9 protein-coding genes are annotated in these 13,443 nt (G+C 48.8%); 7 read left to right on the top strand and 2 right to left on the bottom strand.

All coding sequences use genetic code 11. From position 1 onward, the window contains the following. The first annotated feature begins 58 nt into the window (after positions 1-58). Positions 59-361 carry a hypothetical protein gene (locus ICL55_RS33960; RefSeq protein WP_188106292.1) on the top strand — a complete coding sequence of 101 codons (303 nt, stop codon included), beginning with the start codon at positions 59-61 and terminating at the stop codon, positions 359-361. 3 nt (positions 362-364) lie between these two features. On the opposite strand, the gene ICL55_RS33955 is transcribed toward ICL55_RS33960, so the two are convergent. Continuing rightward, positions 365-2,725, bottom strand: a complete 2,361-nt coding sequence (locus ICL55_RS33955) for a TonB-dependent receptor (RefSeq protein WP_188106290.1) — start codon at positions 2,723-2,725, stop codon at positions 365-367. Between the two features lie 75 nt (positions 2,726-2,800). Then, a complete protein-coding gene (locus tag ICL55_RS33950) occupies positions 2,801-3,391 on the bottom strand; it encodes a DUF3347 domain-containing protein (protein ID WP_188106288.1) in 591 nt (196 codons plus the stop codon). Between the two features lie 218 nt (positions 3,392-3,609). Between ICL55_RS33950 and ICL55_RS33945 the strand changes: the two genes are divergently transcribed. From ICL55_RS33945 to ICL55_RS33920, 6 genes are all read left to right on the top strand, one after another. After that, on the top strand, positions 3,610-5,580 hold the full coding sequence (locus ICL55_RS33945) for an ABC-F family ATP-binding cassette domain-containing protein (RefSeq protein ID WP_188106286.1): 1,971 nt from the start codon (positions 3,610-3,612) through the stop codon (positions 5,578-5,580). A 124-nt stretch (positions 5,581-5,704) separates the two neighbouring features. Next, positions 5,705-6,391: a response regulator transcription factor gene (locus tag ICL55_RS33940; RefSeq protein ID WP_078673032.1), complete on the top strand. Its 687-nt coding sequence runs from the start codon at positions 5,705-5,707 to the stop codon at positions 6,389-6,391. A 6-nt stretch (positions 6,392-6,397) separates the two neighbouring features. After that, positions 6,398-7,768, top strand: a complete 1,371-nt coding sequence (locus tag ICL55_RS33935; protein ID WP_188106283.1) for a sensor histidine kinase — start codon at positions 6,398-6,400, stop codon at positions 7,766-7,768. A gap of 98 nt (positions 7,769-7,866) precedes the next feature. After that, the gene (locus ICL55_RS33930; RefSeq protein WP_188106281.1) at positions 7,867-9,144 is read left to right on the top strand and encodes a TolC family protein; all 1,278 of its coding nucleotides are present in this window, start codon (positions 7,867-7,869) and stop codon (positions 9,142-9,144) included. 4 nt (positions 9,145-9,148) lie between these two features. Continuing rightward, positions 9,149-10,240, top strand: coding sequence for an efflux RND transporter periplasmic adaptor subunit (locus ICL55_RS33925; protein WP_188106279.1), 1,092 nt, complete (start codon positions 9,149-9,151; stop codon positions 10,238-10,240). Positions 10,241-10,287: 47 nt separating this feature from the next. Continuing rightward, positions 10,288-13,386 (top strand): efflux RND transporter permease subunit, encoded by a 3,099-nt coding sequence (locus ICL55_RS33920; protein ID WP_188106277.1) that lies wholly within the window; start codon positions 10,288-10,290, stop codon positions 13,384-13,386. Positions 13,387-13,443 lie beyond the last annotated feature (57 nt).

The raw sequence follows: 13,443 nt of genomic DNA, 5'->3' as shown, positions 1-13,443 counted from the left end.
ACAACATGGGCCTTTCTCAAGTTTAAGTAACCTTTAAAACCACTAAAAAACATCTACTATGATCGCCAGCAACGACGAAATCTATAACATTTTCAGAAAAGATCTTCATCTCAGTGAGGAGAAAACCAGGCAACTGGTCTCAAAAATGGATACTGCAATTAATAAAGCCCAGGCAGATAAGTTTGCTTCAAAAAGCGAGGTTAAAGAAGTCTCCCTCAAACTGGAATTTGTAACCAAAGAACTCGCAGAAATAAAAACAGAGGTAAAAGGACTTGTTGGCCACCTTTCTACAAGGATAGCAATATTCATGACTATCGCCGTTGGCATTATAGGCGTACTAATGCGCTTCGTGAAACTATAACCTTCAAAACTGAAAATTATACGTCACCGCGGGAATAATCGGAAACAACGACACCTGCTTGGCCGTGACTTTCAGCGACCCATCCACCGCCTTTCCCTCCTGATCAAAATAAATGAAATAAGGATTTTTCCTGCTGTACACGTTATAGATCGAAAAGGCCCAGCTGCCCCTGAACCGCTTGTTCTCCCGCTTCGGTTTCGGTGTATAGATAGCAGACAAATCCAGCCGGTTATACGGCGCCATGCGATAGGAATTGATCTTACCATATCCTTGTACCAATGCCCCTTCCATGAAGTAGAACTGTTCAGGCATCGTAGTAGTATTGCCGGTACCATAGATGAACACCCCGGAAAAAGTCCACCGTTTATTTAATTCATACATCGCTACTGCCACGAAATCATGCCGCCGGTCGTATTTTGCCGGGTAGCGCTTGCCTTCATTCAATAACGGGAACTGCCGCCAGGTCCATGCCAGCGTATATCCCAGCCAGCCGGTCAACGCCCCTTTCTTTTTATTGACGAACAACTCCAGCCCATAGGCCTGCCCTTTGCCAAATACAAAATCCAGTTCGGGATCAGACAACGATGGCGTATAACCTTCCCGGTATTCTACCTGGTGGTACATCTCTTTATAGTATACCTCGGCAGAGGCTTCGTACATGTTGTTTTTAAAATTGCGGAAATAGCCGGCGGAATATTGCCACGACTCCTGTGGCTTTACGCGGTAGGTACTGGGCATCCACACATCGGTCGGCAATGTGGTACCGGCATTGGACACCAGGTGGATGAACTGATAATTACGGGTGAACGACGCCTTGACGGCATTGTCATTGTTCCAGGAATAACGCAGGATAAGCCGTGGCTCGAGACCACCATAGCGGACTACCGGCGCTCCACGGCCGTATTTCACGCTATCTGTTTTCTGACCGGCAGCATCCCGGATGTAACGGGTATAAGGCCCTATCTGCATAAATCCGCTGAAACGCACACCGGCATTGAGTTGCAGATGTGGAGAGATCTCCCAGTCGTCCATCAGGTACGCCCCCACTTCATGCGCATATTTCTTGTAGGCATTTTCCGGCGGCGCAAATATCGTGGAATCCTGTCCGCCGCTGACAGTACTGGGCGTGAACACATGGTAAATATAATTGCCCCCAAACTTAATATGGTGGCGGGGACTGGGGTAATAATCAAAATCCAGTTTCGCGTTGCCATCGCTGATGCCGGATGACAGGCGAAGATCAAAATTATTCTGCCGGGCGCTGAACTGGAATTTATAATCATTATAAATAAGGGACAGGTTGGCAAACAGCTTACTGTTGAACACATGGTTCCAGCGCAGGGTGGCGGTACTATTGCCCCATGGGATCTTCACCAGGAACTTACGGTTGTTGCTCGAGAAACTAAAGACATCCCGACCGATGTACCCACTGAGATACAGCCTGTCTTTGTCCGACAGGATGTAATTCACTTTCATGTTCAGGTCATAAAAATAATATCCGGTGCCCTTGTAGGACGAATTGTTGACAACAGGTTTGGTCAGCAGATCAATATAAGTACGCCGGGCAGAGACGATAAAAGAGGCTTTGTCTTTTTTAATAGGCCCCTGTAGCGACAACCGCGAGGCGATCAGCCCTATCCCGCCCTCTCCCTGAAAGGTCTTATTGTTGCCTTCTTTCATGTTGATGTCCACTACCGACGACAGGCGGCCTCCGTAATTGGCCGGCATCCCGCCTTTGATCAGCGTAGTATTTTTGATGGCATCGGCATTAAATACAGAGAAAAAACCAAACAGGTGACCGGTGTTGTATACCGGCGCTTCATCGAGCAGGATCAGGTTTTGGTCCGGTCCGCCGCCGCGTACATAAAAACCGGCATTGCCTTCCCCGGCGGCCTGTACACCCGGCATCAGCTGCAGCGCCTTCAGGATGTCCGTCTCCCCCATCAGTGCCGGCAGCTTTTTCACCTGCTGTGCAGACATTTCCACGCGCCCCATGTCCGTACTTTTTACATGGGTATGTTGCTGCCGGGCTGTCACCACTACCTCCTTCGCCTGATAAGATCGCGGCAACAGTTCCATATAACGTATAGTGTTGCCTGTTAGGGTCAGCTCCAGTGATTTGCTTTCATAACCTACAAAAGAAAAAACGATAGTGTAAGTGCCGGGAGATAAAGTGAGCGAGTAAAAACCATAGGCGTTGGTCTGGAGACCGCTGCTGGTGCCCTGTACGTGGACAGTAGCGCCTGGAAGTGATTCACCGTTAGTGCTGTCCCGTACATATCCACTAACAGTATAATGCTGTGCCTTTACAGACAAGCATAGTAGGGTCATCAGGAAAGTAACTACATATCTGAAGAATTGCATATACTGTCTATTGTCGTCCGGCAATAGACAGTAATTTACAATTTACTGATAACTTAACGCGTCTTTAAATACAATTTACTGGTAACTTAACGTATCCTTTGTTTCTCCACAATGCAACATTTTATTTCCGAAGTAAGGATTAAAAATTTCCGGTTTGTCGCTTAACCAGTAGGCGCCTTTATCTTCAAAGGCCATCGGACAATACTGATGATAGATCGTTTTACCTTTGAGTCCGGTGTTTTTTACTAGGTCGAATAGCATATCAGAAACCATCTGGAAAGAAGAACGTTTGCCTTCCAGGTCATGTTCACCTTCAAAGCCCGCCAGTTCAGCGCTGATGCTGCCGGTGGTGCCGGTAATGATGCTCAGGTGACTGCTGTCCATCTGGAGGGTGTTGACCGGCAGGCTGTCCATGTGTTGTTTCAGGGAAGCCGCCGCGGTATTGGCTGCCAGACTATCGGCCTTTACCAATGCATCTGACAGCTGGTAGTAAGCCTGCATGACCAATTGAAGGGAATCATAATATACCTGGTTGTAAGGCGCCTGCAATGATACTGTGGGCTTAGTAGCTTCGTCTTCGCCGGATTTAGTGGAGGACGACTGGCAACTAAACAAAGCGATCGCTATACATAATGTTCCTACGGGAACGCCTAATCTAAAATTCATGGGCATTTGTTTTCTTCGTTCGCAAAAGTAATAATAATCGCCCGGGAGAGAAAACCGGTCAAAATGTTAAAATTCTAATCTACATTAGAATTGTTTAATCTAAATAATATTGATTATCAAATATTAACATATACATTAAATACAAAAGCATAGGAAACATTAAAATGACATAAGTTCTGGTTACCTTTGCACGTTTTTTATCCAATTTTTGAACAATTATGTTGATCGCATTACAGGACATTACATTTGAGTTTGGGTCCAGGGTTATCCTGGAAAATTCTTCCTGGCATATTGAGCCGGGAGACCGCGTTGGCCTTATCGGATTGAATGGAACAGGCAAATCCACCCTGCTGCGTATCATCAACGGCGAATATTCCGTTTCCAAAGGAAGCGTTAATAAAAGCAAAAACCTGACGATCGGGTTTTTCAACCAGGACCTGCTCAGCTTTGAAACCGATGAATCTATCCTCACCGTAGGCATGATGGCCTTCGGCAAAGCGCTGGAACTGGAAAAAGAAATCGACCGGCTTACCAAAGAGCTGGAACACGATCAGACGGAAGAGCTGTTGCACCAGTTCAGCGACGCCCTTCACGAATTTGAAGCCCTCGATGGCTACAACATGAAACACAAAACGGCACAGGTGCTGGAAGGCCTCGGCTTCACCACGCCCGACCTGGACCGCCCTTATAGCGAGTTCTCCGGTGGATGGCGGATGCGCGTGCTCCTCGCCCGCCTCATTCTGCAGCAGCCCGACGTACTCATGCTCGATGAACCGACGAACCACCTTGACCTTCCGTCCATCGAATGGCTGGAACGTTACCTCGTTGGTTATAACGGCGCTGTGATCATCGTATCGCACGACCGCTACTTCCTCGACCGCATGGTGAATGGCATCGTGGAAGTATATCAGCAGCAACTGCACCACTACTCCGGTTCCTACGCCGACTATGAAGTGGAAAAGGAACTGCGCCGCGAAATGCAGCAACGCGCCTACGAAAATCAACAAGACTATATCCGCCAGCAGGAACGGTTTATCGAACGTTTTAAGGCCAAAGCCTCCAAAGCCGCTCAGGCACAGAGTATCGCCAAAAGACTGGATAAACTGGAACGTGTGGAACAGGTAGATAACGGTCCGTCTAAAATCAAGATCAACTTCTCCATCGATAAAACACCGGGTAAAATCCTGTGTACGCTGAACAACATCAGCAAAGCCTATGGCGCGAACGAAATTCTGAAAAATACCAGCGCTGAAATCAACCGTGGCGATAAGATTGCCCTGATAGGCGCCAACGGTAAGGGTAAATCTACCCTGCTGCGTATCATCTTCGGTATGGAGCCTATGGAAGGTGAAAGAGTACCAGGCCACAACGTAGTCACCAGCTTCTATGCACAGCACCAGCTGGAATCACTCGATCTCAACAGCGAAATTCTGGATGAGCTGAAAAACTTCGGTTCCGGCCGTACCGAGCTGGAACTGCGCCAGCTGCTCGGTTGCTTCCTCTTTACCGGCGACGACGTATTCAAAAAAATCCGTATCCTCTCCGGTGGTGAAAAAGCCAGGGTGGCACTCGCCAAGACCATTATCAGCCAGGCGAACTTCCTCATGCTCGATGAGCCCACGAACCACCTGGACATGAACTCCGTGCAGATGCTGATCGACGCACTGGACAAATATGAAGGCAGCTTTGTACTCGTATCGCACGACCGTTACTTCGTGAGCCAGACCGCCAACAAGATCTGGGAAATCGTTGACGGTGAAATCAAAGAGTTCAAAGGCACCTACACCGAATACGAAGAATGGAAAAAGAGAATGGCCGCACAGCAGACGGCTATCCCGGCAAAAGCCGCTGCCACCACCGATCATAAAAAAGAAAACAAACCGGCCCCTGCCAGCAATAACAATGCTGCGGCCCCTAAAGGCGCTATCAACAAAGAGGTGCAGCGTGAACTGCAAAAACAACAAAAGCAGTTTTCTCAGGTAGAAGGACAGCTGGCCAGTCTTAAAGAACGTAAAGCACGCCTGGAAGCCAGTTTAGGCGACCCGGCCACCTATAACGACCGAACTAAATTTGCCCAGGTAGAAAGCGAATATCAGGAAGTGCAGAAATTCATCGACAGAGCGAACGAACAATACGAACAGCTCTTCGAGAAAATCATGCAACTGGAAGCCACCCTGGTAACCAATTAGAAATTACGAATTACGAATTACGCATGGAGGACCTGCTTTTCGCAAGGTTAATCAGTAGCCGCTCAATGAGGAAGTCCACCATTCGTAGTTCGTAATTCCTAGTTCGTCATTCTAAAAGTCCTATATGCAAAAAATATTGGTGGTAGAAGATGAAGTCAAAGTAGCCAATGCCGTTAAAAAAGGCCTTGAAGAAAACGGCTTCGAGGTAGATGTGGCCTATGACGGCCGCATGGGTAAAAGCCTTGCTGCCAGCAATAACTACGACCTTGTCATCCTGGACCTGAACCTCCCCCATCACAATGGTTATGAGTTGTGCGAAGTCATCCGCCGCAAAAACAACCGCGTGCCCGTGATCATGCTCACTGCGCTGGGTGGTGTGGAAGACAAAATGCAGGCCTTCGAACTGGGCGCTGATGACTATCTGGTAAAACCATTCGATTTCCGGGAACTGCTGGCACGTATACGCGTATTCCTGAAGCGGGCAGGTTCGGAAGCCCCGCACAGCACCCAATACAAAATCACTATCGCCGATCTGGAGATCGACCGGGAAAAGAAGGAAGTCACCCGTGGCGGCAAAAAAATTGCCCTCACCGCAAAAGAATACCAGCTGCTCGATTTTCTGGCGTTGCACAAAGGCAAGGTGATCTCCAAACTGACGATCGCTGAAAAAGTGTGGGACATCGACTTTGATACCGGTACCAATGTGATCGAAGTATATATGAACTTCCTCCGTAAAAAGATCGACAAAGACTTTGAGCAGAAACTGCTCCATACCAAAACCGGCATGGGATATTATCTCTCTGAAGAGTAATCCTGCATGAAGATCAAATATAAAATAGCACTGTATTACACCTTGTCGGCCTCTCTGATGCTGATCGCGTTCGCCGTGCTGGCTTATTATTTCTCTTCCAAATCCAGGCGTGCCGAATACCTGGAAAGGCTGGAATACCGCGCCCGCTCCATCGCCAATGTGATCATTGAAGATGGCAATGTAAAAGTGGACCTGCTGCGGAAACTGGACCGCACTACCTTCCAGGACCTTTACAAAGAGACTATTCTCGTATACGACCCTGATTACGACCTGCTTTACAGCAACCTCAAAGACACCACCATCCGTACGCATCGTAGCCTGCTGGATTACATCAAACAAAATAAATTATATAGTAATATCAAAAGCAGCGGTGAACAGGTAGGCGTCTACTACACCGAAGGGGACGTGTCCGTGATCGTGATCGTTTCTTCTTTTGACAAGTACGGTTTCCAGAACCTGCAAAACCTCCGCCAGATACTACTCATAGAGCTGATCACCGCCGTAGCGATACTGGTGGGCGTCGGTTATTTCTTCGCCCGGAAAATGGTGCAGCCGATCGATCAGCTGGTACAGCAGGTAGACAAGATCAACGCCAGCAACATGCAGGATGCCCAGGTAGCGGTGAAAGGCAAGGACGAAATAGCCACACTGGGCGCCAATTTCAACACCATGCTGCAGCGCCTCAGTGATTCCTTCGACCTCCAGAAAAGTTTCGTGAGCAATGCCTCCCATGAGCTGCGTACCCCGCTGGCAGCTATTATCAGCCAGTTACAGGTGACGCTTTCCAAAGAACGCACCAAAGAAGAGTATCAGGCGCTGCTGATATCCGTACTGGAAGATGCAGAAAACCTGTCGGACCTCTCCAATGGCCTGTTACAGCTGGCACAGTCAGAGCTGAACCAGGAGCAGTTTGTATTCAACAGCGTTCGCATCGACGAGCTGCTGATGGACATGGCCAACCTGATCCGGCTGAAACACAAAGCGCCCGCCAAGGTGGATATCCAGTTTGTGAAAGTGCCCGACATCGATCTGCTGGTCACCTGTTTCGGTAATGAAAGCCTGTTGAAAGTGCTTTTCCTGAACCTGATCGACAACGCCTGCAAATTTTCTCCCGACAACAGCGCGCATGTGTCTATCGATTTCTTTACCCAATACATTACGGTACAGATCAGGAATCAGGGGCCTGCTATTCCTTCCGGAGAGATCAATAAAATTTTCGAGCCTTTCTACCGGGGTGACAATGCTCACCAAACCCGCGGCCATGGCCTGGGTCTGTCTATCTGCAAAAAGATTGTGCAGATACATAATGGCCATATCACGGTAACGTCCACTGCAGAAGAAGGTACTACCTTTACTATTATCCTCCCCCACCTCTGACCTCATCTTGTCCTAATCCATTTTTAATGCGTTTTTAATATGTCTTAAAGCCGCCTTTAATTTCACTTGGGGAGCTTTGTACTATGAAAATAGGCATTATGCGAACCAAAACGAAACTGATACTGTCAGTATGCGTTGCCAGCCTGGGCTTTATTCAACCGATAAAGGCGCAAACTCCGACCCAGACGGTCACTTTACAAGCCGTCGAGGATTCTTTCCTGGTCAGAAACTATGTACTGTTGGCACAACGTTATCAGATTGACGCTTCCAAGGCATTGGTGCGTCAGGCAAAAATGTGGAGCAACCCCTCCTTCAGCACGGTATTGGGCTTCGGCAGCACCGATAAGTTCCAGCCTTTTAAAGTAGGTAAAGGAGGAGAAACGCAGTACACCATTGATCAGCTGATTCAGCTGGCCGGCAAACGCAACAAAAATGTACAGCTGGCAGCCACCGCCACTAAAATGAACGAAGCCACCTTCGATGAGTTGGTGCGCACCCTCCGCCTCCAACTGCGCGAGAACTTCTACACGCTGTATTACCGCCGCCAGACCGGCAAAGTGCTCAAGGAACAACTCGAAAACCTGCAACGCATCGTGGACGCTTATGTTGCCGCCGATAAAAAAGGCAGTGTGGCGCACGCCGACCTGGTGCGCTTACAGGCATTACAGGTAGGTATTGAAAACGACTATGCGGACCTGAAGCAGGAAGAACTGGAAGCGCAGAAAAACCTGCAACAGCTACTCCATAGCAGGGATTTTTATGAAGCAGTGGTCACACCTGCCGACCTCGCCGCCTACCGGCTTGATCATATAGAATTATCGTCCCTGCTGGACAGCGTAGCGATCAGCCGCCCGGATGTACGCATCGCCGCTACGCAATACCAGACCGCCGAACTGAACTACCGCCTGCAAAAAGCCATGGCCGTACCGGATTTGCATGTGGGCGCCACCTATGATAAAAAAGGCAGCTACATCGACAATTTCGTGGGCCTTACATTGGGTATCGACCTCCCGTTGTGGAACCGCAACCAGGGCAATATCAAGGCCGCGCAGTTGCAGATCGGCGCCGGCAAGCAGCAACTGCAACAACAGCAGTCCGTTGCCCAGACAGAAGTCATCAACGCCTATCAGCGCATCGTAGCCCTGGAAAAGCGTTACAAGAGCTTCGACCTGCACCAGTTCCAGGACGAGTTTGACACCCTGATCTCCGAAGTGGCCAAGAACTTCAGCAAGGGCAACATCTCCCTGTTACAATTCATCGACTATTTCAACAGCTATAGCGACAACGCTAAAAACATCAATAAGTTTTTATCCAACCGGGTAGATGCTTACGAAGAACTCAATTACGCCACAGGACAAGAATTATTTAAAAACTAAGCGCATGAAACAGCCTATATTGATCGTTGGCTTTTCGCTGCTGGCAGCAGTTATCTGGAGTGGATGCAAACACACACAGGCCGAAGATTCCGAGAAGAGCACTTTTGTGCTCAGCGATACCATGTTAAAAAATATCCGCATCGATACCGCTCATTTGGTACCCGTGATGAACGAAGTGCGGCTCTCCGGTAAAGTGGCCCCCAATGGTGGCAAAGTACTCAAAGTATATCCACTGGTGAGTGGTTATGTGGAAGATATCAAAGTGCAGCTGGGCGACTATGTCCAGAAAGGTCAGGTGCTGGCCGTGATACACAGCGCCGAGATCGCCGACTATGAAAAACAACTGGCGCAGGCCCGCTCCGACCGCGGCGTGGCAGAGAAGAACCTGAAAGTGGCGCAGGACCTGTACGACAGCCGCCTGAGCACCGAAAAAGATGTGGTGAACGCCAGAGGGGAAGTACAGAAAAACAACGCCGAAATCAATCGTCTCAACGACCTCTTTAAAATATACCGTAAAGGTAAAGGCGCCACCTACCTGGTGACCGCCCCTATCTCCGGATATATTATTGAAAAGAACATCAATAACAACATGGAGATCCGTACAGACAACAGCGCCAATATTTTCACCATCTCCGAACTGGACGATGTATGGGTCATGGCCAACGTGTTTGAAACAGATATCGCCAAAATCAAGGAAGGCTATGAAGCGGACGTAGTCACCGTGAGCTATCCTGATGAGCCCTTCCATGGCAAGATAGACAAGATCAATAATTTCCTCGACCCTGCCACCAAAACCATGCAGGTACGTATCCGGATCGACAATAAAAACATGTTGCTCAAACCGGAAATGTTTGCCACCGTATACGTGAAGTACACAGACCACGATGAGAAAATCGCCGTGCCATCTGCCGCTGTCATCTTTGACAACAGTAAAAATTATGTACTGGTGTTCAAGGATAAATTCAACATCGCCGTAAGACAGGTAGAAGTAGCCAAAACTTCCGGTGATCTGACTTACCTCAGCTCCGGCCTGCAGGCAGATGAAAAAGTGATCTCTAAAAATCAGCTGCTGATTTACGACGCACTGAAAGACTAAGTATGTCATGGCATGAAACACCAGCCTGGCTCTAAAGAAGAGGAATTATGAATAAATTCATCAGAAATATTGTCGCTTTTTCGCTCAAAAACAAACTCTTTGTTTTTATCGGTGTGATCGTACTGATCATTGCAGGCGTATTTTCATTCCTGCACACACCCATCGAAGCGTTTCCCGACGTTACCAATACACAAATTGTCATCGTTACCAAATGGAACGGTCGCAGCGCCCAGGAAGTGGAGCGTTTTGTGACCCTGCCCATCGAAGTGTCGATGAATGCCGTACAACGCAAGACCAGCGTACGTTCTGTAACGATGTTCGGCCTTTCCGTTGTAAAAATCATCTTCGAAGATGATGTGGAAGACTTCTTCGCGCGCCAGCAGGTAAACAATATGCTGGCTGGCCTTGGTCTGCCGGAAGGTGCAGAACCGGAGGTACAGCCACCCTACGGCCCTACCGGGGAAATCTTCCGTTATTATCTGAAAAGCAACAAACGCGATTCCCGTGATCTGCTGACCTGGCAAAACTGGGTCATCGACCGGCAGATACGCAGCGTGCCCGGCGTAGCAGACGTAGTGGCATTTGGCGGACAGGAAAAGATCTATGAAATTTCAGCGGACCCCGTACGCCTCGCCAAATACGATATCACCCCGCTGGAACTCTATCAGGTGGTGACCAAAAGCAACGTGAACGTTGGCGGCGATGTGATCGAGAAAAACGGTCAGGCCTATGTGGTACGCGGTATCGGCCTGCTTAACAGCATCTCCGATATCCAGAACATCATTGTGCAGAACATCAACGGCGTGCCACTGCTGGTAAAAGACCTCGCCAATGTACATGAATCCTCCGCCCCGCGTGTGGGACAGGTAGGCCTTGATAAAGCCGACGACCTCGTGGAAGGCATCGTGGTAATGCGTAAAGGAGAAAACCCTTCCGAAGTGCTCAAACGCCTGAAGGATAAACTAAAGGAGCTGAACGAAACCGTACTGCCGGAAGATATCAAAATGGAAACCTTCTACGACCGTGATAACCTGATGGAGTTCTGTACCCATACGGTGATGCACAACCTCGCGGAAGGGATCATTTTCGTGACCGTGATCGTATTTATTTTCATGGCCGACTGGCGCACGACGGTGATCGTATCTATCATCATCCCGCTGGCGCTGCTGTTTGCCTTCATGTGCCTGCGTATTAAGGGCATGAGCGCTAACCTGCTGTCTATGGGCGCCATCGACTTCGGTATCATCATAGACGGTGCCGTGGTAATGGTGGAAGGGATCTTCGTTATGCTGGACCATAAAGCCCATAAATACGGCATGGAGCGGTTCAACAAGATGGCCAAGCTGGGATGGATCAAACAAACCGGTGGAGAGCTCGCCAAAGCCATTTTCTTCTCCAAACTGATCATTATTATCTCCCTGATACCCATCTTCTCTTTCCAGAAGGTGGAAGGAAAAATGTTCTCTCCGCTGGCGTGGACACTGGGTTTTGCTCTGTTAGGCGCCCTGTTGTTCACCCTAACGCTGGTGCCTGTACTCTGTTCTATCCTGCTCAACAAAAACGTGAAGGAGAAGAACAACTTTGTGGTAAACTTCTTTGACCGCATCGTTACCAGCGGATTCAACTGGACTTACCGTAACAAACGCCTGAGCCTTACCTGTGCGCTGGCGTTTATGGTAGTGACCTTCCTGTCTGCCAAGTTCCTGGGCACTGAGTTCCTGCCACAGCTCAATGAAGGTTCGCTCTGGGTAACCACAGAGCTGCCGATGAGTATGTCGCTTACCGAGAGCACCCGCATGGCGCATAGCATCCGCGAGGATTTGGGCGGTTTCCCTGAAGTAAAAAGAGTACTGTCGCAGGTAGGCCGTTCCAACGACGGTACCGACCCGAACGGATTTTATTTTGTACAATATCAGGTAGACCTGTTGCCTAAAGATGAATGGAAACGCAAGATCACGCAGGATGAACTGATTTCGCAGATGGAAGGCCGGTTAAAAAAATACCCGGGCATCATACTCAACTTCTCCCAGCCTATCAGCGACAACGTATCAGAAGCCGTGGCCGGCTTTAAAGCCGCCAATGGTGTGAAAATATACGGCGCCGACCTGTCTCAACTGGAATCTTTGTCCCAGCAGGTGATTACCCAGCTGAAGACAGTGCCCGGTATCAAAGACCTCGGCGTAATACGCAATATCGGTCAGCCAGAGATGAGCATTGACCTGGACAACAACAAGATGGCCCAGTATGGCGTGTCTACCGGCGATGCACAAGCCGTGATTGAAATGGCCATTGGTGGTAAGACCGCCACGCAGCTGTATGAAGGCGAGAAAAAATTCGATATCCGTATCCGTTATGATGCCAACTACCGCAAAAACGAGGAAGACCTGGCCAATCTGATGGTGCCAACGATCAATAACAACAAGGTGCCGCTGAAAGAAATCGCGGAGATCAGGACCATTACAGGACCGGCATTTATTTACCGCGATCTCAATAAACGTTTCATCGGTATCAAGTTTTCCGTGCGTGACCGTGACCTTGGTTCCACCATCAGCGAAGCGCAGCAAAAAATTAATAAAGTAATTAAACTGCCTAAAGGGTACAGTGTAGGCTGGACCGGTGAGTTCGAAAACCAGGTGCGCGCCACCCAAAGACTCGGACAGGTAGTGCCTATCAGCCTTGTTGCCATTTTTATGGTGCTGTTTATTATGCTGGGCAGTGTGAAGGATGCCGGACTGGTTTTAATGAATGTTCCTTTCGCATTAATAGGGGGAATTCTCGCTTTGCACGTTACAGGTATGAACTTCGGCATTTCTGCCGGCGTAGGATTTATTGCCCTGTTTGGTATCTGTATCCAGAATGGTGTTATTCTGATTTCAGTGTTCCATAAAAACCTGCAGGCGAAAATCGATCTGAATGAGGCGATTAAGCTGGGTGTTCAGAGCCGTATCCGGCCGGTAGTGATGACAGCGTTGATGGCAGCCATAGGCCTTGTGCCCGCAGCGCTTTCACACGGTATTGGTTCAGAAACACAGAAGCCGTTGGCCATTGTGGTGATTGGAGGTTTGATCACGGCAACCGTATTGACATTGCTGGTATTCCCGATTATTTTTTACCGGGCGTACAGAAATAAGACAGCCATCGAATAAAGATATTATATCGCCTTCCGGCGAATGATTAACCGGGAGATGATCAACTTTTAGTTC

It is taken from the genome of Chitinophaga varians (assembly GCF_014529945.1).
Classification (GTDB): Bacteria; Bacteroidota; Bacteroidia; order Chitinophagales; family Chitinophagaceae; genus Chitinophaga; species Chitinophaga varians.
The sequence above is the reverse complement of the archived record's forward strand: the minus strand, read 5'-3'. Positions and strand labels throughout refer to the sequence as shown.

Bases quoted from the DNA above. Each gene is read 5' to 3' on its own strand.
- ICL55_RS33960 (WP_188106292.1), top strand. From the start codon at position 59: ATGATCGCCAGCAACGACGAAATCTATAACATTTTCAGAAAAGATCTT.
- ICL55_RS33955 (WP_188106290.1), bottom strand. From the start codon at position 2,725: ATGCAATTCTTCAGATATGTAGTTACTTTCCTGATGACCCTACTATGC.
- ICL55_RS33950 (WP_188106288.1), bottom strand. From the start codon at position 3,391: ATGAATTTTAGATTAGGCGTTCCCGTAGGAACATTATGTATAGCGATC.
- ICL55_RS33945 (WP_188106286.1), top strand. From the start codon at position 3,610: ATGTTGATCGCATTACAGGACATTACATTTGAGTTTGGGTCCAGGGTT.
- ICL55_RS33940 (WP_078673032.1), top strand. From the start codon at position 5,705: ATGCAAAAAATATTGGTGGTAGAAGATGAAGTCAAAGTAGCCAATGCC.
- ICL55_RS33935 (WP_188106283.1), top strand. From the start codon at position 6,398: ATGAAGATCAAATATAAAATAGCACTGTATTACACCTTGTCGGCCTCT.
- ICL55_RS33930 (WP_188106281.1), top strand. From the start codon at position 7,867: ATGCGAACCAAAACGAAACTGATACTGTCAGTATGCGTTGCCAGCCTG.
- ICL55_RS33925 (WP_188106279.1), top strand. From the start codon at position 9,149: ATGAAACAGCCTATATTGATCGTTGGCTTTTCGCTGCTGGCAGCAGTT.
- ICL55_RS33920 (WP_188106277.1), top strand. From the start codon at position 10,288: ATGAATAAATTCATCAGAAATATTGTCGCTTTTTCGCTCAAAAACAAA.